22 protein-coding genes are annotated in these 21853 nt (G+C 59.2%); 13 read left to right on the plus strand and 9 right to left on the minus strand.

Annotation, left to right across the window (positions count from 1 at the left end):
* Nucleotides 1–87 precede the first annotated feature (87 nt).
* The 6 genes from FPT12_RS08900 to FPT12_RS08925 form a co-directional block, all read right to left on the minus strand.
* Nucleotides 88–1581 (minus strand): RNA polymerase factor sigma-54, encoded by a 1494-nt coding sequence (locus tag FPT12_RS08900; protein WP_145015807.1) that lies wholly within the window; start codon nucleotides 1579–1581, stop codon nucleotides 88–90.
* Nucleotides 1582–1936: 355 nt separating this feature from the next.
* A complete protein-coding gene (gene lptB, locus FPT12_RS08905; protein ID WP_145015809.1) occupies nucleotides 1937–2662 on the minus strand; it encodes an LPS export ABC transporter ATP-binding protein in 726 nt (241 codons plus the stop codon).
* Nucleotides 2662–3207 carry a lipopolysaccharide transport periplasmic protein LptA gene (gene lptA, locus FPT12_RS08910; RefSeq protein ID WP_019691896.1) on the minus strand — a complete coding sequence of 182 codons (546 nt, stop codon included), beginning with the start codon at nucleotides 3205–3207 and terminating at the stop codon, nucleotides 2662–2664. The genes lptB and lptA overlap by 1 nt, the downstream gene beginning before the upstream one ends.
* The gene (gene lptC, locus FPT12_RS08915; protein ID WP_145015811.1) at nucleotides 3194–3766 is read right to left on the minus strand and encodes an LPS export ABC transporter periplasmic protein LptC; all 573 of its coding nucleotides are present in this window, start codon (nucleotides 3764–3766) and stop codon (nucleotides 3194–3196) included. Before lptC ends, lptA begins: the two co-directional genes overlap by 14 nt.
* A gap of 7 nt (nucleotides 3767–3773) precedes the next feature.
* Nucleotides 3774–4298, minus strand: coding sequence for an HAD family hydrolase (locus FPT12_RS08920; RefSeq protein WP_145015813.1), 525 nt, complete (start codon nucleotides 4296–4298; stop codon nucleotides 3774–3776).
* Entirely contained in the window at nucleotides 4298–5272 is a 975-nt protein-coding gene (locus FPT12_RS08925; protein WP_145015815.1) for a KpsF/GutQ family sugar-phosphate isomerase, read from the minus strand. Before FPT12_RS08925 ends, FPT12_RS08920 begins: the two co-directional genes overlap by 1 nt.
* A gap of 277 nt (nucleotides 5273–5549) precedes the next feature.
* Between FPT12_RS08925 and FPT12_RS08930 the strand changes: the two genes are divergently transcribed.
* The 10 genes from FPT12_RS08930 (at nucleotide 5550) to hisC (ending at nucleotide 13516) form a co-directional block, all read left to right on the plus strand.
* Nucleotides 5550–6359 (plus strand): ATP-binding cassette domain-containing protein, encoded by an 810-nt coding sequence (locus FPT12_RS08930; RefSeq protein ID WP_145015817.1) that lies wholly within the window; start codon nucleotides 5550–5552, stop codon nucleotides 6357–6359.
* Nucleotides 6359–7156: a lipid asymmetry maintenance ABC transporter permease subunit MlaE gene (gene mlaE / locus FPT12_RS08935; protein ID WP_145015819.1), complete on the plus strand. Its 798-nt coding sequence runs from the start codon at nucleotides 6359–6361 to the stop codon at nucleotides 7154–7156. The genes FPT12_RS08930 and mlaE overlap by 1 nt, the downstream gene beginning before the upstream one ends.
* Nucleotides 7156–7623: an outer membrane lipid asymmetry maintenance protein MlaD gene (mlaD, locus tag FPT12_RS08940; protein WP_054593987.1), complete on the plus strand. Its 468-nt coding sequence runs from the start codon at nucleotides 7156–7158 to the stop codon at nucleotides 7621–7623. The genes mlaE and mlaD overlap by 1 nt, the downstream gene beginning before the upstream one ends.
* Before the next feature lie 11 nt (nucleotides 7624–7634).
* The gene (locus FPT12_RS08945; protein WP_145015821.1) at nucleotides 7635–8294 is read left to right on the plus strand and encodes a phospholipid-binding protein MlaC; all 660 of its coding nucleotides are present in this window, start codon (nucleotides 7635–7637) and stop codon (nucleotides 8292–8294) included.
* Nucleotides 8291–8596: a lipid asymmetry maintenance protein MlaB gene (locus FPT12_RS08950; protein WP_054593985.1), complete on the plus strand. Its 306-nt coding sequence runs from the start codon at nucleotides 8291–8293 to the stop codon at nucleotides 8594–8596. The genes FPT12_RS08945 and FPT12_RS08950 overlap by 4 nt, the downstream gene beginning before the upstream one ends.
* 114 nt (nucleotides 8597–8710) lie before the next feature.
* On the plus strand, nucleotides 8711–8962 hold the full coding sequence (locus FPT12_RS08955; RefSeq protein WP_019691904.1) for a BolA family protein: 252 nt from the start codon (nucleotides 8711–8713) through the stop codon (nucleotides 8960–8962).
* 22 nt (nucleotides 8963–8984) lie between these two features.
* Nucleotides 8985–10250 carry a UDP-N-acetylglucosamine 1-carboxyvinyltransferase gene (gene murA, locus FPT12_RS08960; protein ID WP_145015823.1) on the plus strand — a complete coding sequence of 422 codons (1266 nt, stop codon included), beginning with the start codon at nucleotides 8985–8987 and terminating at the stop codon, nucleotides 10248–10250.
* A 125-nt stretch (nucleotides 10251–10375) separates the two neighbouring features.
* A complete protein-coding gene (gene hisG, locus FPT12_RS08965; protein ID WP_095144983.1) occupies nucleotides 10376–11011 on the plus strand; it encodes an ATP phosphoribosyltransferase in 636 nt (211 codons plus the stop codon).
* A gap of 124 nt (nucleotides 11012–11135) precedes the next feature.
* Nucleotides 11136–12461, plus strand: coding sequence for a histidinol dehydrogenase (gene hisD, locus FPT12_RS08970; protein ID WP_145015825.1), 1326 nt, complete (start codon nucleotides 11136–11138; stop codon nucleotides 12459–12461).
* Between the two features lie 2 nt (nucleotides 12462–12463).
* Entirely contained in the window at nucleotides 12464–13516 is a 1053-nt protein-coding gene (hisC, locus tag FPT12_RS08975; protein ID WP_145015827.1) for a histidinol-phosphate transaminase, read from the plus strand.
* Between the two features lie 136 nt (nucleotides 13517–13652).
* On the opposite strand, the gene algW is transcribed toward hisC, so the two are convergent.
* Nucleotides 13653–14807, minus strand: coding sequence for a Do family serine endopeptidase AlgW (gene algW / locus FPT12_RS08980; RefSeq protein WP_145015829.1), 1155 nt, complete (start codon nucleotides 14805–14807; stop codon nucleotides 13653–13655).
* A gap of 102 nt (nucleotides 14808–14909) precedes the next feature.
* Between algW and FPT12_RS08985 the strand changes: the two genes are divergently transcribed.
* From FPT12_RS08985 to cysN, 3 genes are all read left to right on the plus strand, one after another.
* Nucleotides 14910–15668: a Nif3-like dinuclear metal center hexameric protein gene (locus FPT12_RS08985; protein WP_145015831.1), complete on the plus strand. Its 759-nt coding sequence runs from the start codon at nucleotides 14910–14912 to the stop codon at nucleotides 15666–15668.
* 168 nt (nucleotides 15669–15836) lie between these two features.
* Nucleotides 15837–16754: a sulfate adenylyltransferase subunit CysD gene (gene cysD / locus FPT12_RS08995; RefSeq protein ID WP_019691910.1), complete on the plus strand. Its 918-nt coding sequence runs from the start codon at nucleotides 15837–15839 to the stop codon at nucleotides 16752–16754.
* Between the two features lie 9 nt (nucleotides 16755–16763).
* A complete protein-coding gene (cysN, locus tag FPT12_RS09000; protein WP_145015836.1) occupies nucleotides 16764–18662 on the plus strand; it encodes a sulfate adenylyltransferase subunit CysN in 1899 nt (632 codons plus the stop codon).
* Between the two features lie 175 nt (nucleotides 18663–18837).
* On the opposite strand, the gene FPT12_RS09005 is transcribed toward cysN, so the two are convergent.
* Together FPT12_RS09005 and pta are read right to left on the minus strand one after the other, a co-directional pair.
* Entirely contained in the window at nucleotides 18838–19743 is a 906-nt protein-coding gene (locus tag FPT12_RS09005) for an acyltransferase (RefSeq protein ID WP_145015838.1), read from the minus strand.
* Nucleotides 19744–21843 carry a phosphate acetyltransferase gene (gene pta, locus FPT12_RS09010; protein WP_145015840.1) on the minus strand — a complete coding sequence of 700 codons (2100 nt, stop codon included), beginning with the start codon at nucleotides 21841–21843 and terminating at the stop codon, nucleotides 19744–19746.
* Nucleotides 21844–21853: the final 10 nt, after the last annotated feature.

Below are 21853 nucleotides of genomic sequence, written 5' to 3' on the forward strand. Positions count from 1 at the left end.
TGCATAAGGCGGCAGGCTGGCTTGCCTGCCACTAGAGCGTGTCCGAAAAGCTTTCGAACACGCCCTGGAACGCTATGGCGTAGCCCGTCACATCAACCGCTTGCGTTCGCTCGAAGGCGCGATCCCCAGGGACTCGCGGTACTTGGCGACGGTGCGGCGGGCCACCTGAATGCCTTGTGCCTCCAGTAAACCAGCGATCTTGCTGTCACTCAACGGCTTTTTCTGATTTTCCGCAGCAACCAGTTTTTTGATGATCGCGCGGATCGCTGTGGACGAGCATTCACCGCCTTCGGAGGTGCTGACATGGCTGGAGAAAAAATATTTCAGTTCATAAATACCGCGTGGGGTATGCATGAATTTTTGCGTGGTCACCCGTGAAATCGTCGACTCGTGCATGCCGACCGCTTCGGCGATGTCATGCAGGACCAACGGCTTCATGGCCTCATCACCGTACTCAAGGAAGCCGCGCTGGTGCTCGACGATCTGGGTGGCGACTTTCATCAGGGTTTCGTTGCGGCTTTGCAGGCTCTTGATGAACCAGCGCGCTTCCTGCAACTGATTGCGCATGAAGGTGTTGTCGGCGCTGGTGTCGGCGCGACGGACGAAGCCGGCGTATTGCGGGTTGACGCGCAGACGCGGAACCGACTCCTGGTTCAACTCCACCAGCCAGCGCTCGTTGTCTTTGCGCACGATGACGTCGGGAACGACGTACTCGGCTTCGCTGGACTCGATCTGCGAGCCTGGACGGGGGTTGAGGCTCTGCACCAGTTCGATGACCTGGCGCAGCTCATCTTCCTTGAGCTTCATGCGGCGCATCAGCTGGCTGTAGTCGCGGCTGCCCAGCAGGTCGATGTAATCGATGACGAGGCGCTTGGCCTCAGCCAGCCAAAGGGTATTGGCAGGCAATTGGCGCAGTTGCAGCAACAGGCATTCGCTGAGGTTGCGTGCGCCGATACCGGCCGGCTCGAATTGCTGGATGCGATGCAGGACGGCTTCGATCTCGTCGAGCTCGATGTCCAGTTCCGGATCGAAGGCTTCGAGGATTTCCTCGAGAGTTTCGTCCAGGTAGCCCTGATTGTTGATGCAATCGATCAGGGTCACCGCGATCAGTCGATCGGTGTCGGACATCGGCGCCAGGTTCAATTGCCAGAGCAGATGACTCTGCAGGCTTTCGCCGGCGGAAGTGCGAGTGGTGAAGTCCCATTCGTCGTCATCGTTGCTCGGCAGGCTGCTGGCGCTGGTCTGGTAAACGTCTTCCCAGGCGGTGTCGACCGGCAGTTCGTTAGGGATGCGCTCATTCCAGTCGCCTTCCTCGAGGTTATCTACCGTCGGCGCGGTTTCCTGGTAGGAGGGTTCCTGGATGTCGGTGTTGGGTTTCTGCTCGATGTTGTCCGCCATCGGGTCGGCGTTATCGAAGTCGTCGCCTTCTTCCTGGCGTTCGAGCATTGGATTGGACTCCAGTGCCTCCTGGATTTCCTGTTGCAGGTCCAGGGTCGACAATTGGAGCAGGCGGATGGCCTGTTGCAGCTGCGGTGTCATCGTCAGCTGCTGGCCCATTCTCAAGACTAGCGATGGTTTCATGGCAGGGGCTTAACACCTTATTCGCCGGCGCACATGCGCCATCCACTACAGGGCGCCGGAGCGCCAAACATAAGCAAATTATATGCCTGAAACTAAAGTGTTTGCCTAGAGCGCTGTAACAATAAAAACATGCAAAGTTCTATTGACGCGGCGCCCTGACGACTGGCTGAACACCTGAGAGCACGTGTTTGCCTAGAGCGCTGTAACAATAAAAACATGCAAAGTTCTATTGGCGCGGCGCCCTGACGACTGGCTGAACACCTGAGAGCACGTGTTTACCTAGAGCGCTGTAACAATAAATACGTATAGTTTTATTGGGGCAAGCGCTCCGGCGACTGACCGGACACCTCAGTGCTTACAGACGGAACTCATGGCCCAGATACACTTCCTTGACCAGGTCGTTGGCCAGGATGGTTTCGGCGTCGCCTTCGGCGATCAGTTGACCGTCGTTGACGATGTAGGCGGTTTCGCAGATGTCCAGGGTTTCACGAACGTTGTGGTCCGTGATCAGCACGCCGATACCCTTGGCCTTGAGGTGATGAATGATCTGCTTGATGTCGCCCACCGAAATCGGGTCCACGCCGGCGAAAGGTTCGTCGAGCAGGATGAATTTCGGTGCCGTGGCCAGGGCGCGAGCGATTTCCACACGGCGACGTTCGCCACCGGAAAGGCTCATGCCGAGGTTGTCGCGGATGTGATTGATGTGGAATTCCTGCAGCAGGCTTTCCAGCTCTTTGCGACGACCGGTCTTGTCGAGTTCCTTGCGGGTCTCGAGGATGGCCATGATGTTGTCGGCAACCGAGAGTTTGCGGAAGATCGACGCTTCTTGTGGCAGATAGCCGATCCCCGCTCGTGCACGACCGTGCATTGGCTGGTGGCTGACGTCGAGGTCGTCGATCAGTACGCGACCCTGATCGGCCTGGACCAGGCCCACGATCATGTAGAAGCAGGTCGTCTTGCCGGCACCGTTCGGGCCAAGCAGGCCGACGATCTGGCCGCTGTCGATCGACAGGCTGACGTCACGCACGACCTGGCGGCTCTTGTAGCTCTTGGCCAGATGCTGGGCTTTCAGAGTTGCCATTACTGGGCCTTCTGCTCGTCGGTTTTCTTTTTCGGCTGGATAACCATATCGACCCGTGGGCGCGGTGCGGTGACCGAGGCACCGGTAGCGCGGCCTGCATTAGCAACCTGCTTGACGGTGTCGTAGACGATTTTCTCGCCTTCGGTGGTGTTGCCTTCGTTGATCACTTTGGCGCGGTCGATCAGTACGATGCGGTTTTGCGCAGCATGGTACTGGATAGTCACCCCGTAGCCCTGGACGGGTTTCGTATCGGTCGGCTTTTGCAGCTGCTCGAAATACGCCAGGTTGCCCACCGAGGTCACGACATCGATATCGCCGGCCTTGGTGCGGGTGATGGTCACGGTGTTGCCTTTGATGATCATCGAGCCCTGGGTAATGATCACGTCGCCCTTGTAGGTGGCCACGCCATTCTTGTCGTCCAGCTGAGCATCGTCAGCCTGAATGCGAATGGGTTGCTGGCTATCGTTCGGCAGAGCCCAGGCGCTCACGCTTCCCAGTGCTGCGCCCAGACTGAGCAAAATAGGGAGAGTTTTAACGAGCCTCATACTGTCCTCTTACGTTCGATAGCAGGTGTATCCTGCTGTCTTTCAAATACGCTTTCATTCCGTTACCCGTCGATACACCACCAGCGCCGTCGATTCTAACGGCTTGCTGGGTCTGCGCATATTGCTGTTGCGGGAATACAGTCATACGACTACTGGTAATCAGCATCGGGCGGTTCTGCTCGTCGGTGCGTGCAATACGTACCGAGTCGATCAATTCAACTTCAGTGCCGCCTGAATTGACCTCGCCACGCTCGCTCTGGACGTGCCAAGGGAACGCGGTGCCCCGATACATGTTCAGGTCGGGGTTGGTCAGCAGGGTGATGTCGGTCGCTTTGACGTGCTCGACCTTGTCGGACGTCATGTCGTACTGCAATTTGCCATCGGGCAGGTACTGCACGCTGTGGGCGTTGATGGCGTAGTAGTCGATCTGGCTCTCGTCGACGTGCACTACCGGCTTGTCGAGAAAGCGTTCCGGGCTGATATTCCAGTAGCCAACGGCCGCGAGCAACGCGGCAATGACCCCGAAAAACAGTATGTTACGAATCTTCTTGCTCAGCATAAGTGGCTCACAGGTACGCGGCATTAGCCGCTTCAAGGTTGCCCTGGGCGCGCAGGATCAGTTCACAGAACTCGCGAGCGGCACCTTCGCCGCCACGGGCCTGAGTGATGCCGTGAGCGTGTTCGCGGACGAAGCTGGCGGCATTGGCCACTGCCATGCCCAGGCCAACGCGGCGAATCACCGGCAGATCCGGCAGGTCGTCACCCAGGTAGGCAACCTGTTCATAGCTTAGGCCCAGTTGTGCCAGAAGCTCGTCGAGCACCACCAGTTTGTCCTCGCGACCCTGATACAGGTGAGGAATGCCGAGGTTTTTGGCGCGTCGCTCGACCACCGGGGTCTTGCGTCCGCTGATGATGGCAGTCGTCACGCCGGAGGCCATCAGCATCTTGATGCCCTGGCCGTCGAGGGTGTTGAAGGTCTTGAATTCGCTGCCGTCTTCGAGAAAGTACAGGCGACCGTCGGTCAGCACGCCATCGACGTCGAAAACCGCAAGCTTGATGTTTTTGCCGCGCTGCAGCAGGTCCGCACTCATTACATTACTCCTGCACGCAGCAAATCGTGCATGTTCAAGGCGCCCACCGGACGGTCCTCGCTGTCGACCACCACCAGTGCGTTGATTTTGTGGTCTTCCATGATTTTCAGGGCTTCGGCAGCGAGCATTTCGGCGCGTGCAGTCTTGCCATGAGGGGTCATGACGTCGTCGATGGTGGCTTGATGGATGTCGATGGTCCGGTCCAGTGTGCGGCGCAGGTCGCCGTCCGTGAAAATGCCGGCGAGTTTACCGTCAGCTTCCAGTACCACGGTCATGCCCAGACCCTTGCGGGTCATTTCTATCAGCGCGTCTTTGAGCGGCGTGCCGCGCATGACTTGCGGCAATTCCTGGCCCGCGTGCATGACGTTTTCGACCTTTAGCAATAACCGGCGACCCAGAGCGCCGCCGGGGTGTGAAAACGCGAAATCTTCGGCAGTGAAGCCGCGGGCTTCCAGCAAGGCGACGGCCAGTGCATCACCCATTACCAGCGCCGCCGTGGTGGAGGAGGTCGGTGCCAGGTTCAGCGGGCAGGCTTCGTGCTCGACATGAACATTGAGGTTCACTTCGGCGGCCTTGGCCAGCGGCGAATCAGGATTGCCGGTCAGGCTGATCAGCTTGATGCCCAGACGCTTGATCAGTGGCAGCAGCGTGACGATTTCGTTGGTGGAGCCGGAGTTCGACAGCGCGAGGATGATGTCATCGCGAGTGATCATGCCCATGTCGCCGTGACTGGCTTCGGCCGGATGTACGAAAAAAGCCGTGGTACCGGTGCTGGCGAGGGTGGCGGCAATCTTGTTGCCGATGTGCCCGGATTTGCCCATGCCGACCACGACTACGCGGCCTTTGCTGGCCAGAATCATCTCGCAAGCGCGTACGAAATCTGCGTCGATGTGGGCTAGCAAGCCTTCCACGGCTTCAAGCTCGAGGCGGATGGTGCGTTGTGCTGATTGAATCAGGTCGCTGGATTGGCTCATGTCAGAAATCGTATAGCCTGATGAAAAGGCGGCGATTATAGCGGTAATGAGCAAATCCCTCACGTTAGTTCGTCGTGCTTTATTCAGGCGACTCCCGCAAATGCTGAAACTTGGTTTTTTTTGCCTGTCTTGATGCTGAACGCCGCAGGCTTCGGCCTTGGGCGCTTTGCATTAGCAGTGATATAGTTCGTCGCCAGTTCGGCCTGCCCAGGATGTTGTGTGCTCTCGGCAGGGAGCACGGCGTCCGAGTGAGAGGCTTGCATCGCAAGGAGTTTAGATGAGTGCCGATAACGCCTACGCGGTCGAGCTGAAGGGAGTGTCCTTCAAGCGCGGCGCGCGCAGCATTTTCAATAATGTCGATATTCGCATTCCGCGCGGCAAGGTTACCGGCATCATGGGACCTTCCGGTTGCGGAAAAACCACGCTGCTACGCTTGATGGGCGCGCAGTTACGCCCTTCAGGTGGCGAAGTGTGGGTCAACGGGCAAAATTTGCCCACGCTGTCTCGTAGCGACCTGTTCGATGCGCGCAAGCATATGGGCGTGCTGTTTCAGAGCGGTGCGCTGTTTACGGACCTCGATGTTTTCGAAAACATCGCCTTTCCGCTGCGTGTTCATACCCAGCTTCCGGATGAAATGATCCGTGACATCGTCTTGCTCAAATTGCAGGCGGTAGGGTTGCGCGGTGCCATCGACCTGATGCCCGATGAGTTGTCCGGCGGCATGAAGCGCCGTGTTGCGCTGGCACGGGCGATTGCGCTCGATCCGCAGATTCTGATGTACGACGAGCCTTTTGTGGGGCAGGACCCAATCGCTATGGGCGTTCTGGTGCGCCTGATCCGCCTGCTCAACGACGCCTTGGGCATCACCAGTATCGTGGTCTCCCATGATCTGGCCGAAACTGCGAGTATTGCCGACTACCTGTACGTCGTAGGCGATGGGCAGGTGTTGGGGCAGGGGACTCCCGATGAACTGATGAATTCCGATAATCCGCGGATTCACCAATTCATGAAGGGTGATCCAGACGGGCCGGTACCGTTCCACTTTCCAGCGACGGATTACCGCGCAGATCTTCTGGGGAAGCGCTGATGCGCAAGACTTCACTAATAGAGAGAGTTCGTCGATTCGGCCAGGCCGGCATCGACAGCGTCGCGGTGCTCGGCCGTTCATCACTGTTCCTGTTTCACGCCCTGCTGGGGCGTGGTGGCGTCAGTGGTGCATTTGGCTTGCTGGTCAAACAGTTGCACTCGGTCGGCGTGATGTCCCTGGTGATCATCGTGGTCTCCGGGATATTCATCGGGATGGTGCTGGCGCTGCAAGGCTTCAACATTTTGTCCAGTTACGGTTCGGAGCAGGCGGTCGGGCAGATGGTTGCGCTGACGCTGTTGCGTGAACTCGGGCCGGTGGTGACCGCGTTGCTGTTCGCCGGGCGTGCCGGTTCTGCATTGACTGCCGAGATCGGCAACATGAAGTCCACCGAGCAGTTGTCCAGTCTGGAAATGATTGGCGTCGACCCGCTCAAGTACATTATTGCCCCTCGTCTGTGGGCGGGCTTCATCTCCCTTCCAGTGCTGGCGATGATTTTCAGTGTGGTCGGGATCTGGGGTGGCTCCTGGGTGGCCGTCGACTGGTTGGGTGTGTATGAAGGTTCCTACTGGTCGAACATGCAAAACAGCGTGACGTTCGATGGAGACGTGTTCAATGGCATTATTAAAAGCATCGTCTTTGCCTTTGTCGTGACCTGGATTGCCGTATTCCAAGGCTATGACTGCGAGCCCACTTCCGAAGGGATCAGTCGTGCCACCACCAAAACCGTGGTGTATGCCTCATTGGCCATTCTCGGCCTGGACTTTATTTTGACTGCCTTGATGTTTGGAGATTTCTGATGCAAAACCGCACCCTGGAAATCGGTGTCGGCCTTTTCTTGCTGGCTGGCATCCTGGCTTTAGTGTTGCTTGCCCTGCGGGTCAGTGGACTGTCCCCTGTTTCGAGCACCGACAGCTATAAACTTTATGCGTATTTCGACAATATCGCCGGTTTGACGGTCAGATCAAAAGTGACCATGGCCGGTGTGACTATCGGCAAGGTCACGGCAATCGATCTGGATCGCGACAGCTTCACCGGACGAGTGACCATGCAGCTGGAAAAACGGGTAGATAATCTGCCGACCGACTCCACTGCATCTATCCTCACGGCAGGCCTGTTGGGTGAGAAATACATCGGTATCAGCGTGGGCGGGGAACAGGCCCTGCTCAAGGATGGCGGGACCATCCATGACACGCAGTCGTCGCTGGTGCTCGAAGACCTGATCGGTAAATTCCTGCTCAATACCGTTAGCAAAGACGCCAAATAAGGAGTTTTTTCATGATCTCAACCTTGCGACGTGGCCTGTTGGTATTACTGGCGGTCCTGCCGTTCATGGATAACGCCGTGGCTGCGCAGTCCGCGCACGATATCGTGCAGGACACCACCAATCGGTTGCTCGCCGATCTGTCGGCCAATAAAGCGAAGTACAAGCAGGATCCGAACGGTTTCTACGATGCCTTGAACACCATCGTCGGGCCCGTGGTGGATGCCGAGGGCATCTCCAAGAGCATCATGACGGTCAAGTACTCGCGCAATGCCACACCTGCGCAAATGAAAACCTTTGAGGATAACTTCAAGCGCGGCCTGTTCCAGTTCTATGGCAATGCTTTGCTTGAGTACAACAATCAGGGCATTACCGTTGATGCGGCCAAGGATGAATCGGGAGACCGTACCAGCGTTGGCATGACGGTCAAAGGCAGCAATGGCGCGATCTATCCTGTGTCCTACACACTGGAAAAGATCAATGGCGAGTGGAAGCTGCGTAACGTGATCATCAACGGCATCAACATTGGCAAGCTGTTCCGTGATCAGTTCAGCGACGCGATGCAGCGCAATGGCAATAACCTGGACGCGACCATCAATGGTTGGGCCGGTGAAGTCGCCAAAGCCAAGGAAAAGACCGACGCAGAAACGACTCAGAAGAAGCCCGCCCAATGAGTGAGTCGGCTGTCAGCATGGGCGAGGCCGGTGAGCTGATGCTCAGCGGCGTACTCGATTACCGTACCGGGCCGGCCCTGCGCAAGCAGGGCCAGGCCTTGATCAAGTCGAGCACGGCGTCAGCCCTGGTAGTTGATTGCTCGGGTGTGCAAAAGTCCAGCAGCGTCGGTTTGTCGTTGTTGCTGTGTTTCATGCGTGACGCGCAAGCGGCGGGCAAGGCGCTGAGTATCCGTGCCTTGCCTGACGACATGCGTGAAATCGCTCAGGTCAGCGAATTGACCGAGCTGTTGGCACACCCCTAACTATCATCTATAAAGAAGCCCCCCGTCAGAGTCCTGCTATGCGGGGTTCGCAGGCGCGGGGCTTTTTTGTATGATGTCCGACCCGCGCGCACAGGGCGCCGATTGAGGTTGAGCATGCAGGCCAACGAAGTGAAGAGCTTTCTTGAAGGAAAGCTGTCCGAGACTCTTTTATCAGTACAGGTAGAAGTTGAGGGCGAAGGCTGCAACTTTCAGCTGAACGTGATTAGCGATGAACTGGCGGCATTGAGCCCGGTCAAGCGTCAGCAGCAGATCTATGCCCATTTGAACCCATGGATCACCGATGGCAGCATCCATGCGGTCACTATGAAATTTTTCAGCAGCGCGGCCTGGGCCGAGCGCACCTGAGCCCAAGGGCGTCGAGATTCTTATGGATAAACTGATTATTACCGGCGGTGTTCGTCTTGATGGCGAAATCCGCATTTCCGGGGCAAAGAACTCTGCCCTGCCGATTCTGGCTGCAACACTGCTGTGCGATGGCCCGGTTACGGTCGCCAACCTGCCGCACCTGCATGACATCACCACCATGATCGAACTGTTCGGTCGCATGGGCATCGAGCCGGTGATCGACGAAAAACTCAGCGTCGAAATCGACCCGCGGACCATCAAGACCCTGATCGCTCCGTACGAACTGGTTAAAACCATGCGTGCGTCGATTCTGGTTCTGGGCCCGATGGTTGCGCGTTTCGGTGAGGCTGAAGTCGCACTGCCTGGCGGTTGCGCCATCGGCTCGCGTCCGGTCGACCTGCACATCCGTGGCCTTGAAGCCATGGGTGCAACCATTGACGTGGAAGGCGGTTACATCAAGGCGAAGGCGCCAGAAGGCGGCCTGCGCGGTGCACACTTCTTCTTCGATACCGTCAGCGTGACCGGTACCGAGAACATCATGATGGCGGCCGCCCTGGCCAAGGGCCGCAGCGTTCTGGCTAACGCCGCTCGCGAACCTGAAGTCGTCGACCTGGCGAACTTCCTGAACGCCATGGGCGCGAAGGTTTCCGGTGCCGGCACCGACACCATCACCATCGACGGCGTCGAACGTCTGCACACCACCACTTACAAAGTGATGCCGGACCGTATCGAAACCGGTACTTACCTGGTGGCTGCTGCCGTGACTGGCGGCCGCGTAAAGGTCAAGGACACCGATCCGACCATCCTTGAAGCCGTTCTGGAAAAACTCAAGGAAGCCGGCGCTGAAATCACTACCGGTGACGACTGGATCGAGCTGAACATGCATGGCAAGCGGCCAAAAGCCGTCAACGTGCGTACCGCTCCGTACCCGGCGTTCCCGACCGACATGCAAGCACAGTTCATCTCCCTCAACGCGATTGCCGAAGGCACGGGCGCTGTGATCGAGACGATCTTCGAAAACCGCTTCATGCACGTCTACGAGCTGCACCGCATGGGCGCTCACATCCAGGTCGAAGGCAACACTGCGATCGTCACCGGCATCGAAAAGCTCAAGGGCGCGCCAGTCATGGCCACCGACCTGCGGGCTTCGGCCAGCCTGGTGATTTCGGCGCTGATCGCCGAAGGCGACACGCTGATCGATCGCATCTACCACATCGACCGTGGTTACGAGTGCATCGAAGAGAAACTGCAGATGCTCGGCGCGAAAATCCGCCGCGTACCGGGCTAGTTTCTGCTTCATGGGCGCAGGGACGTGCCCGTTGATTTGTTGAGATCGAGCCCGTTACGGCTCGATGTGTGTCCGGCGCCATTTGCGACCGGGCATGAGTACCTTGATAAGGACTGACGTTTCCCATGTTGACCATCGCACTGTCCAAGGGCCGCATCCTTGACGACACCCTGCCGCTTCTGGCTGAAGCGGGCATCGTGCCGACCGAGAATCCGGACAAGAGCCGCAAGCTGATCATCCCCACGACCCAGGCCGATGTGCGCTTGCTGATCGTGCGCGCCACCGATGTGCCGACCTACGTCGAGCATGGTGCCGCTGACCTGGGCGTCGCCGGTAAAGATGTGCTGATGGAATACGGCGGCCAGGGCCTGTACGAGCCACTGGACCTGCAGATTGCCCAGTGCAAGCTGATGACCGCGGGCAAAGTCGGCGCAATCGAGCCCAAGGGCCGTCTGCGCATCGCCACCAAGTTCGTCAACGTTGCCAAGCGTTATTACGCCGAGCAGGGTCGTCAGGTCGACATCATCAAGCTTTATGGCTCGATGGAGCTGGCACCGCTGATCGGTCTGGCGGACAAGATCATCGACGTGGTCGATACCGGTAACACGCTGCGGGCCAACGGCCTGGAGCCACAGGATTTCATTGCTGCCATCAGCTCCCGGCTGATCGTCAACAAAGCTTCGATGAAAATGCAGCACGCCCGTATCCAGGCGTTGATCGACACCCTGCGCAAGGCAGTGGAGTCTCGACACCGCGGCTGATTCACCTGCGCGACGTTAAGTCGCGCCCGTCTATCCGCCTCATAGCCAGAATTCTCAGGTGCCCAAGCGGATCGAATGGTAGCTTCGGGCGCCTGAGTTTTTGCCAACCTATGAGGCTCTCGCTATGACCGCACCGACTGCAATTCGCCGACTCAACGCTGCTGACCCGGATTTCGCGCATCATCTGGATCATCTGCTGAGCTGGGAAAGTGTGTCTGACGACTCGGTCAATCAGCGGGTGCTGGACATCATCAAGGCTGTGCGTGAGCGCGGCGACGCGGCGCTGGTTGAATTCACCCAGAAGTTCGACGGCCTGCAAGTGGCGTCGATGGCCGACCTGATCCTGCCGCGCGAGCGCCTGGAACTGGCACTGACCCGGATCACCGTGCCGCAGCGCGAAGCGCTGGAAAAAGCCGCGGCGCGGGTGCGCAGCTACCACGAAAAACAGAAGCAGGACTCCTGGAGCTACACCGAAGCCGACGGCACGGTGCTGGGCCAGAAGGTCACGCCGCTGGATCGCGCTGGTCTGTATGTCCCGGGTGGCAAGGCGTCTTATCCGTCTTCGGTGTTGATGAATGCGATTCCGGCCAAGGTGGCCGGCGTGACCGAAGTGGTCATGGTCGTACCGACGCCACGCGGTGAAGTCAACGAACTGGTGCTGGCGGCGGCGTGCATCGCTGGCGTCGACCGGGTGTTCACCATCGGCGGCGCGCAAGCCGTTGCCGCGCTGGCCTATGGCACCGAAAGCGTGCCAAAGGTCGACAAGGTCGTCGGCCCGGGCAACATCTATGTCGCCACCGCCAAGCGCCACGTGTTCGGCCAGGTCGGTATCGACATGATTGCCGGCCCTTCGGAAATCCTCGTGGTGTGCGATGGCCAGACCGATCCTGACTGGATCGCCATGGACCTGTTCTCCCAGGCCGAGCACGACGAAGACGCCCAGGCGATTCTGGTCAGCCCCGACGCCGGGTTCCTCGACAAGGTCGCGGCAAGCATTGCCAAACTGCTGCCGACCATGGAGCGCGCCGAAATCATCAACACCTCGATCAATGGCCGTGGTGCGCTGATTCAGGTTCGCGACATGCAGCAAGCCATCGATGTGGCCAACCGCATTGCGCCGGAACACCTGGAGCTGTCGGTGGCCGATCCGCAAGCCTGGTTGCCGCAGATCCGCCACGCCGGTGCGATCTTCATGGGCCGCCACACGTCCGAGGCTTTGGGCGATTACTGCGCCGGTCCCAACCACGTGCTGCCGACTTCCGGCACCGCGCGTTTCTCCTCGCCGCTGGGTGTGTATGACTTCCAGAAACGTTCGTCGATCATCTTCTGCTCCGAGCAGGGTGCCTCCGAACTGGGCAAGACCGCTTCCGTGCTGGCCCGTGGCGAGTCGCTGACCGCTCACGCCCGCAGCGCCGAATACCGCATCGTTGACGACAAGCAGGGGAACTGAACATGAGCAAATTCTGGAGCCCGTTCGTCAAGAACCTGGTGCCTTACGTACCGGGCGAGCAGCCGAAACTGGCGAAGCTGGTCAAGCTCAACACCAACGAAAACCCTTACGGCCCATCGCCTAAAGCACTGGCGGCGATGCAGACCGAACTGAACGACAACCTGCGTCTGTACCCGGACCCCAACAGCGACCTGCTCAAGCAGACAGTGGCTGAGTATTACGGCGTACAGAGCAATCAGGTGTTCCTCGGCAATGGTTCCGATGAAGTCCTGGCGCACATCTTTCACGGTTTGCTGCAACACGATAAACCGCTGCTGTTCCCGGACATCAGCTACAGCTTTTATCCGGTGTATTGCGGCTTGTATGGCATTCCATTCGACGCGGTGCCGCTGGACGAGCAGTTCCAGATCCGCGTTGCGGACTATGCCAAGCCGAACGGCGGGATCATTTTCCCCAACCCGAATGCACCGACCGGTTGCCTGTTGGCGCTGGACGCCGTAGAGCAAATCCTCAACGCCAGCCCTGATTCGGTGGTGGTGGTCGACGAAGCCTACATCGACTTCGGCGGCGAAACCGCAATCAGCCTGGTCGACCGTTACCCGAACCTGCTGGTGACTCAGACCCTCTCCAAGTCGCGTTCGCTGGCCGGTTTGCGCGTGGGCCTTGCGGTGGGGCATCCGGATCTGATCGAGGCACTGGAGCGGATCAAGAACAGCTTCAACTCCTATCCTCTGGATCGCCTGGCGATTGTCGGTGCGGCAGCGGCGTTTGCCGATCGCGAGCACTTCGACAAGACCTGTCAGTTGGTGATCGACAGTCGCGAGTGGGTGGTCAAGCAATTGCAGGAGAAGGGCTTTGAGGTGTTGCCGTCGGCGGCGAACTTCATCTTCGCCCGTCACCCGCAGCATGACGCGTCCGGCCTGGCAGCGAAGTTGCGCGAGCAAGGCGTGATCGTCCGGCACTTCAAGCAGGAACGGATTGCCCAGTTCCTGCGCATCACCATCGGTACGCCAGAGCAGAACCAGGCGTTGATCGATGGCCTCGGCGACTTGTAACACCCCCCAGACTGATCATTCCCGCGCTCTGCGTGGGAATGCCGCCATGGACGCTCTGCGTCCGCCTCGGGATGTGACGCGGAGCGTCACGGGATGCATTCCCACGCAGAGCGTGGGAACGATCATTAGCCAACGCTTACTGTTCTTCTTTGACAGGGGCCGGTGGCGGACGCAGACCGATTTCCGCGGTCAGCTTCAGTTCCTTGCCGTTACGCATGACCTGAACAGTGACTTTGTCGGTGGGTTTGATCCGCGCCACCTGGTTCATCGAACGGCGGCCATCGCCGGCTGGTTCGCCGTCAATGCTGAGGATCACATCGCCCAATTGCAGGCCGGCTTTTTGTGCCGGGCCGTCACGGAAAATCCCCGCGACGACAATCCCCGGACGCCCGGACAAGCCATACGATTCCGCCAGTTCCTGGCTCAATGGCTGCACTTCAATCCCCAGCCAGCCGCGAATCACCTGACCGTGTTCGATGATCGACTTCATGACTTCCATCGCCAGCTTGATCGGAATCGCGAAACCAATGCCTTGTGAGCCGCCGGACTTGGAGAAAATCGCGGTGTTGATCCCGGTGAGGTTGCCGTTGGCGTCTACCAGCGCACCGCCGGAGTTGCCCGGGTTGATCGCGGCGTCGGTCTGGATGAAGTCTTCGTAGTTGTTCAGGCCCAACTGATTGCGCCCGGTGGCGCTGATGATGCCCATGGTCACGGTCTGGCCGACGCCAAACGGGTTGCCGATGGCCAGCGCGACATCGCCGACGCGGATGTTTTCCGAGCGGCCGACGGTGATCGACGGCAGGTTCTTCAAATCGATTTTCAGCACCGCGAGGTCGGTTTCCGGGTCGCTGCCGATCACCCGGGCGAGGGTTTCACGACCATCCTTGAGCGCGACGACGATCTGGTCGGCGCCGGTGGTCACGTGGTTGTTGGTCAGCAAATAACCTTCCGGACTCATGATCACCCCGGAACCGAGGCTCGACTCCATGCGTTTCTGCTTGGGCGCGTTGTCGCCGAAGAACCGCCGGAATTGCGGGTCTTCAAACAGCGGATGGCTGGTTTTGTTGACCACTTTGGTGGTGTAGAGGTTGACCACTGCCGGTGCGGCAATGACCACGGCGTCGGCGTAAGACACCGGTCCCTGTTGGGTCTGAGTGGTTTGTGGAGCTTGTTGCAGGTTCACATCCAGGCTTGGCAGTCCGACCCATTGCGGGTAACGCTGGATGATCAATAACGCGATAAGCACGCCGGCCAGCAGCGGCCAGCCAAAAAAACGCAGACCCTTGAACATTGAACAAATCCTGGGAGGTTACGGAGGGCCGCCTGTGGCCCATAATGTCGCGCATTATACGAGGCCGCGCGCGCCTCTGAACGGGATATTTAGGAGTCTTTTATGGCCGTCGCCCTGAGCACCCTGGTAGAAGAAGCGGATCGTTACCTTGCCAGTTCGCGGATTGCCGACTATTGCCCCAATGGCCTGCAAGTCGAAGGTCGGCCGCAGGTCATGCGTATCATCAGCGGCGTCACGGCCAGCCAGGCGTTGCTCGATGCAGCAGTCGAAGCCAAGGCCGATCTGGTGCTGGTACACCACGGCTACTTCTGGAAAGGCGAAAACCCCTGCATCACCGGTATGAAGCAGCGTAGGCTCAAAACCCTGCTCAAGCACGATATCAGCCTGCTGGCCTATCACTTGCCGCTGGATTTGCACCCGGAAGTGGGCAACAACGTACAACTGGCTCGCCAACTGGACATTACCGTCGAAGGCCCGCTGGACCCGGAAAACCTCAAAGTGGTCGGGCTGGTCGGTTCGCTCGCCGAACCGATGACCGCGCGCGACTTTGCCCGTCATGTGCAAGAGGTCATGGGCCGCGAGCCGTTGCTGATCGAGGGCAGCAAAATGGTCCGGCGCGTCGGCTGGTGCACGGGCGGTGGCCAGGGCTATATAGATCAGGCGGTGCAGGCGGGTGTCGACCTGTACCTGAGCGGTGAAGCGTCCGAGCAAACCTTCCATAGCGCCCGGGAAAACGACATCAGCTTCATCGCCGCCGGTCATCACGCCACCGAACGCTTTGGCGTACAGGCGCTGGGGGATTATCTGGCTCGACGGTTTGCCCTTGAACACATCTTCATCGACTGCCCGAATCCGATTTGATAACCGAAAATCAACGATGGGAGCGGGCCTGCGGCGCCCGAACGAGCAGGTATATTCATATGCTCTTTCGATCTAGTCGGCGTCCTGATTAGAAGAGGTCGCTGTGCTAGCATTCGCCGCTCGAACACGGCCCGCTGGCCGTTCATAAGAAAGCTTTCGTGAGTAGCCATGGTCGACAAACTGACGCATCTGAAACAGCTGGAGGCGGAAAGCATCCACATCATCCGCGAGGTGGCCGCCGAGTTCGACAACCCGGTGATGCTGTACTCCATCGGTAAAGACTCCGCCGTGATGCTGCATCTGGCACGCAAGGCGTTCTTCCCTGGCAAGCTGCCGTTTCCGGTGATGCACGTCGACACCCAATGGAAATTTCAGGAGATGTACAGCTTCCGCGACAAGATGGTCGCAGAGCTGGGTCTTGACCTGATTACCTACGTCAACCCGGAAGGCGTGGCTCAAGGGATCAACCCCTTCACCCACGGCAGTGCCAAGCACACTGACATCATGAAGACCGAAGGCCTGAAACAGGCTTTGGACAAGTACGGTTTCGACGCAGCCTTCGGTGGTGCGCGCCGTGATGAAGAGAAATCCCGCGCCAAAGAGCGCGTGTACTCGTTCCGCGACAGCAAGCACCGCTGGGATCCGAAAAACCAGCGCCCGGAGCTGTGGAACGTCTACAACGGCAAGGTCAACAAAGGCGAATCGATCCGCGTATTCCCGCTGTCGAACTGGACCGAGCTGGACATCTGGCAGTACATCTACCTTGAAGGCATCCCGATCGTCCCGCTGTACTTCGCCGCCGAGCGCGAGGTCATCGAGAAGAACGGCACGCTGATCATGATCGACGACGAACGCATCCTCGAGCACCTGAGCGACGAAGACAAAGCCCGCATCGTCAAAAAGAAAGTGCGTTTCCGTACCCTTGGCTGCTACCCGTTGACGGGCGCGGTGGAGTCCGAGGCCGAAAGCCTCACGGACATCATTCAGGAAATGCTCCTGACGCGAACTTCCGAGCGCCAGGGCCGGGTCATCGATCACGATGGCGCCGGCTCGATGGAAGACAAAAAACGTCAAGGTTATTTCTAAGGGGCTGTCATGTCGCATCAATCTGATTTGATCAGCGAGGACATCCTCGCCTACCTGGGCCAGCACGAACGTAAAGAGCTGCTGCGCTTTCTGACCTGCGGTAACGTCGACGACGGCAAGAGCACCCTGATCGGGCGCCTGCTGCACGATTCCAAGATGATCTACGAAGACCATCTGGAAGCCATTACCCGCGACTCGAAAAAAGTCGGCACCACCGGTGACGACATCGACCTGGCGTTGCTGGTTGACGGCCTGCAGGCCGAGCGTGAACAAGGCATCACCATCGATGTCGCGTACCGCTATTTCTCCACCGCCAAGCGCAAATTCATCATTGCCGACACCCCTGGCCATGAGCAGTACACCCGCAACATGGCCACCGGTGCATCCACCTGTGACCTGGCGATCATCCTGGTCGACGCCCGTTACGGCGTGCAGACCCAGACCCGTCGCCACAGCTTCATTGCCTCGTTGCTGGGCATCAAGCACATCGTCGTCGCCATCAACAAGATGGACCTCAAGGACTTCGATCAGGGCGTGTTCGAGTCGATCAAGGCCGATTACCTGAAGTTCGCTGAAGGCTTGAAGATGAAGCCCACCAGCATGCACTTCGTGCCGATGTCGGCGCTGAAGGGCGACAACGTGGTGAACAAGTCCGAGCGCTCGCCGTGGTACACCGGCCAGTCGCTGATGGAGATCCTTGAAACCGTGGAAGTCGCGGGTGACCGTAACTTCACCGACCTGCGTTTCCCGGTGCAGTACGTCAACCGGCCGAACCTGAACTTCCGCGGTTTCGCCGGCACCCTGGCCAGCGGCATCGTCAAGAAGGGTGACGAAGTCGTGGTGCTGCCTTCGGGCAAGAGCAGCCGCGTGAAATCCATCGTCACTTTTGAAGGTGAACTGGAACATGCAGGTCCGGGTCAGGCGGTAACGCTGACCATGGAAGACGAAATCGACATCTCCCGCGGCGACCTGCTGGTGCATGCCGACAACGTGCCGCCGGTCACCGACAGCTTCGAAGCGATGCTGGTGTGGATGGCTGAAGAGCCGATGCTGCCGGGCAAGAAATACGACATCAAACGCGCCACCAGTTACGTGCCGGGCTCGATTGCCAGCATCGTCAACAAGGTCGACGTGAACACCCTGGAAGAAGGCCCGGCCAGCGCCTTGCAGCTGAACGAGATCGGCAAGGTCAAGATCAGCCTCGACGCGCCGATTGCCCTCGACGGGTATGAAAGCAATCGCACCACCGGTTCGTTCATCATCATTGACCGCTTGACCAACGGCACCGTCGGCGCCGGCATGATCGTCGCCCAGCCGTTGGTTCACGGCAGCTCCACGCACCATGGAAAATTGGCCCATGTAGCCACCGAAGAGCGTGCCCAGCGCTTCGGCCAGCAACCGGCTACCGTGCTGTTCAGCGGCCTCTCGGGCGCGGGCAAAAGCACCTTGGCCTATGCGGTTGAACGCAAGCTGTTCGACATGGGCCGTGCAGTGTTTGTGCTCGATGGGCAGAACCTGCGTCACGACCTGAACAAAGGTCTGCCGCAGGATCGTGCCGGGCGTACCGAGAACTGGCGTCGTGCGGCTCACGTCGCACGTCAGTTCAACGAAGCCGGTTTGCTGACCCTGGCGGCGTTCGTCGCACCGGACGCCGAAGGCCGTGAACAGGCCAAGGCGCTGATCGGCGGTGACCGTTTGCTGACCGTTTACGTGCAAGCGTCGCCGATGGTTTGCGCCGCGCGTGATCCACAAGGGCTGTACGCTGCGGGTGGCGACAACATCCCGGGTGATTCCTTCCCGTACGACGTGCCGCTGGACGCCGACCTTGTGGTCGACACCCAGACGCTGTCGCTGGAAGAAAGCGTCAAGCAAGTGCTGGACCTGCTGCGTAAGCGTGGCGCGATCTAAGCGTTAGACGGTCATAAAAAACCGCAGATGAGTAATCATCTGCGGTTTTTTTATGTGCGGTGTGATCGTTCCCATGCTCCGCGTGGGAATGCCTCAATGGACGCTCTGCGTCCGCTTCAGCGTGTGACGCGGAGCGTCACGGGCTACATCCCCACGCAGAGCGTGGGGACGATCATTAGCGAGCGGGATACTCGCGATGCATCTGCTCAAGCAGTGCATCCTTGTCTTCCCACAACTGGTTGATCCAGCCCTGGAACTCCAGGCGGTACACACCATCCTGGTCGTAGTTCTTGCCGATGAACTGCGGCGGGATCTTCAGTTCCTGAAAGTGCACCACCACGTCTTTCACCTTGCCGCACAGCAAGTCCCAGTAACCGAGGCGTCCGGCCGGGTAGTGAATGGTCACGTTGACGATGGACTCCAGCTGCTCGCCCATGGCATCCAGCACAAACGCGATACCGCCAGCCTTGGGCTTGAGCAGGTAGCGGAACGGTGATTGCTGCTGAGCATGCTTGGCTTCGGTGAAGCGTGTGCCTTCGACGAAGTTGAAGATGCCGACCGGGTTACTGCGGAACTTGTCGCAGGTCTTGCGGGTGGTTTCCAGGTCTTTGCCTTTCTTCTCCGGGTGCTTTTCCAGATAGGCCTTGGAGTAGCGCTTCATGAACGGGAAACCCAGCGCCCACCACGCCAGACCAATCACCGGAACCCAGATCAGCTCTTGCTTGAGGAAGAACTTCAGCGGGCGAATCTTCCGGTTCAGCACGTATTGCAACACCATGATGTCGACCCAGCTCTGGTGGTTGCTGGTGATCAGGTACGAGTGCTGATAGTCCAGACCTTCGAGCCCGCTGAGCGTCCAGCGCGTGTGCCCGAGCAAGTCCATCCAGGCTTTGTTATTGCAGATCCAGGCTTCATGGATGTGGCTCATCAACCAGTCGGTGAAGCGCTGTGCGATGGGGAAGGGCAGCAACAACTTGAAAATCGCCACGACGAACAGCGGTGTACAGCAGACGATAGTGTTCAGCGCCAACAACAGCGAGGCGATCACGCCCCGCAAGGGTGCAGGTAGAAAGTCCAGCATTTAAACATCCATAGGTCGGTTGGCGGCTTGAATCGCAGTCAGGGCAATGGTGTAGACGATGTCGTCGACCTGAGCGCCGCGCGGCAAATCATTTACCGGTTTGCGCAGACCTTGCAGCATCGGTCCGAGACTGACGCAGTCGGCGCTGCGTTGCACGGCTTTGTGAGTGGTGTTGCCAGTGTTCAGGTCGGGGAAAATGAATACGGTGGCCCGACCGGCTACCTGACTGTTCGGCGCCAGTTGCCGAGCCACGTCTTCGTTGGCCGCGGCGTCGTACTGCAACGGCCCGTCGATCAGCAGCGCGTTCTGCGCTTCGTGGGCGAGCAAAGTGGCCTCGCGGACTTTCTCGACTTCTTCGCCGCTGGCCGATTCGCCGCTGGAGTAACTGAGCATCGCCACCCGTGGCGTGATCCCGAACGCGGCGGCAGAGTCGGCGCTTTGCAGGGCAATCTCGGCCAGTTCGCTGGCGCTCGGGTGCGGGTTCATGATGCAGTCGCCGTAGACCAGCACTTCCTCCGGGAACAGCATGAAAAACACCGACGACACCAACGTGCAGCCGGGTGCGGTCTTGATCAGTTGCAAGGCCGGGCGAATGGTATTGGCGGTGGAGTGGATGACCCCGGACACCAGCCCGTCGACTTCATCCAGCGCGAGCATCATGGTGCCGATCACCACAGTGTCTTCCAGCTGCTGCTCGGCCATTGGGGCGTTGAGGCTTTTGGTCTTGCGCAGCGCGACCATCGGCTCGACATAGCGCTGACGGATCAGGTCCGGATCGAGAACTTCCAGCCCTTCAGGCAACTCGATGCCTTGGGCGCGCGCGACCGCTTGCACGTCTTCGGGTTTGGCCAGCAACACGCAACGAGCAATGCCGCGCGCCTGGCAGATCGCTGCCGCCTGCACGGTCAACGGTTCGCTGCCTTCGGGCAGGACGATGCGTTTGTTGGCAGCCTGCGCGCGCTGGATCAGTTGATAGCGGAATACCGCCGGCGACAGGCGCATTTCACGCGGCGTGCCGCAGCGCTGGTGCAGCCAGTTGGCGTCGAGGTGGCTGGCGACGAAATCGGTGATGATCTCTGCACGCTCGCGGTCGTCGATCGGGATTTCCTTGTTCAAACCGTTCAACTGGTTCGCGGTTTCGTAGGAGCCAGTACTCACCGACAACACGGGCAGACCGGCCTGCAAGGCGCCTCGGCAGAGGTCCATGATCCGTGGGTCGGGCAGGGTGCCGCTGGTCAGCAGCAGCCCGGCCAGCGGCACGCCATTGATCGCCGCGAGGCTGACGGCGAGGATGATGTCGTCGCGATCGCCGGGGGTTACCACCAGCACGCCGGGCTTGAGCAGTTCGACCGTGTTGCGCATGGTGCGGGCGCAAATGATGATCTTGCTCATGCGTCGGGTTTCATAGTCGCCGGCATTGAGCACCTGAGCGCCCATCAGGTCCGCGACGTCACGGGTACGCGGGGCGTTCAGCTCCGGCTGGAACGGGATGCAGCCGAGCAGCCGGAAGTCGCCGCTGCGCAGCAAGGGCGAGTGTTCCTTCAGGCGTGCGGCGAAAGCCTCCATGCTTTCATCGGTTTTAACCTTGTTGAGGATCACGCCGAGCACTTTCGGGTCTTTCGGACCACCAAACAATTGCGCTTGCAACTCGACCCGGCCGGACAGTTCGGTGAGCACTTCGTTTTCTGGTGCCGAGACCAGAATCACCTCGGCATCCAGGCTTTTCGCCAGGTGCAGATTGACCCGTGCGGCGTAGCTGGCGCTGCGGGTCGGGACCATGCCTTCGACGATCAGCACGTCTTTGCCAATAGCGGCTTGCTGGTACAGGGTGATGATTTCTTCCAGCAGCTCATCCAGCTGACCGTCGCCAAGCATCCGCTCGACGTGGGCCAGGCCTAGCGGCTGCGGCGGCTTCAGGCCGTGGGTGCGGGCCACCAGTTCGGTGGAGCGTTCAGGGCCGGTGTCGCCAGGGTGCGGCTGGGCAATCGGTTTGAAGAAACCGACTTTCAGCCCGGCTCGCTCAAGGGTGCGCACCAGCCCGAGGCTGATGGAGGTCAGACCCACACCAAAATCGGTGGGCGCGATAAAAAAAGTTTGCATGCGGATTCTC

This window comes from Pseudomonas sp. H3(2019), from assembly GCF_007713465.1.
Taxonomy (GTDB): Bacteria; Pseudomonadota; Gammaproteobacteria; order Pseudomonadales; family Pseudomonadaceae; genus Aquipseudomonas.

Bases quoted from the DNA above. Each gene is read 5' to 3' on its own strand.
- FPT12_RS08985 (WP_145015831.1), top strand. From the start codon at position 14,910: ATGGCCGTCGCCCTGAGCACCCTGGTAGAAGAAGCGGATCGTTACCTT.
- hisC (WP_145015827.1), top strand. From the start codon at position 12,464: ATGAGCAAATTCTGGAGCCCGTTCGTCAAGAACCTGGTGCCTTACGTA.
- FPT12_RS08955 (WP_019691904.1), top strand. From the start codon at position 8,711: ATGCAGGCCAACGAAGTGAAGAGCTTTCTTGAAGGAAAGCTGTCCGAG.
- cysD (WP_019691910.1), top strand. From the start codon at position 15,837: ATGGTCGACAAACTGACGCATCTGAAACAGCTGGAGGCGGAAAGCATC.
- murA (WP_145015823.1), top strand. From the start codon at position 8,985: ATGGATAAACTGATTATTACCGGCGGTGTTCGTCTTGATGGCGAAATC.
- mlaE (WP_145015819.1), top strand. From the start codon at position 6,359: ATGCGCAAGACTTCACTAATAGAGAGAGTTCGTCGATTCGGCCAGGCC.
- FPT12_RS08900 (WP_145015807.1), bottom strand. From the start codon at position 1,581: ATGAAACCATCGCTAGTCTTGAGAATGGGCCAGCAGCTGACGATGACA.
- FPT12_RS08925 (WP_145015815.1), bottom strand. From the start codon at position 5,272: ATGAGCCAATCCAGCGACCTGATTCAATCAGCACAACGCACCATCCGC.
- lptA (WP_019691896.1), bottom strand. From the start codon at position 3,207: ATGAGGCTCGTTAAAACTCTCCCTATTTTGCTCAGTCTGGGCGCAGCA.
- FPT12_RS08930 (WP_145015817.1), top strand. From the start codon at position 5,550: ATGAGTGCCGATAACGCCTACGCGGTCGAGCTGAAGGGAGTGTCCTTC.
- algW (WP_145015829.1), bottom strand. From the start codon at position 14,807: ATGTTCAAGGGTCTGCGTTTTTTTGGCTGGCCGCTGCTGGCCGGCGTG.
- cysN (WP_145015836.1), top strand. From the start codon at position 16,764: ATGTCGCATCAATCTGATTTGATCAGCGAGGACATCCTCGCCTACCTG.
- hisD (WP_145015825.1), top strand. From the start codon at position 11,136: ATGACCGCACCGACTGCAATTCGCCGACTCAACGCTGCTGACCCGGAT.
- pta (WP_145015840.1), bottom strand. From the start codon at position 21,843: ATGCAAACTTTTTTTATCGCGCCCACCGATTTTGGTGTGGGTCTGACC.
- FPT12_RS08920 (WP_145015813.1), bottom strand. From the start codon at position 4,298: ATGAGTGCGGACCTGCTGCAGCGCGGCAAAAACATCAAGCTTGCGGTT.
- lptB (WP_145015809.1), bottom strand. From the start codon at position 2,662: ATGGCAACTCTGAAAGCCCAGCATCTGGCCAAGAGCTACAAGAGCCGC.
- hisG (WP_095144983.1), top strand. From the start codon at position 10,376: ATGTTGACCATCGCACTGTCCAAGGGCCGCATCCTTGACGACACCCTG.
- FPT12_RS09005 (WP_145015838.1), bottom strand. From the start codon at position 19,743: ATGCTGGACTTTCTACCTGCACCCTTGCGGGGCGTGATCGCCTCGCTG.
- lptC (WP_145015811.1), bottom strand. From the start codon at position 3,766: ATGCTGAGCAAGAAGATTCGTAACATACTGTTTTTCGGGGTCATTGCC.
- FPT12_RS08950 (WP_054593985.1), top strand. From the start codon at position 8,291: ATGAGTGAGTCGGCTGTCAGCATGGGCGAGGCCGGTGAGCTGATGCTC.
- mlaD (WP_054593987.1), top strand. From the start codon at position 7,156: ATGCAAAACCGCACCCTGGAAATCGGTGTCGGCCTTTTCTTGCTGGCT.
- FPT12_RS08945 (WP_145015821.1), top strand. From the start codon at position 7,635: ATGATCTCAACCTTGCGACGTGGCCTGTTGGTATTACTGGCGGTCCTG.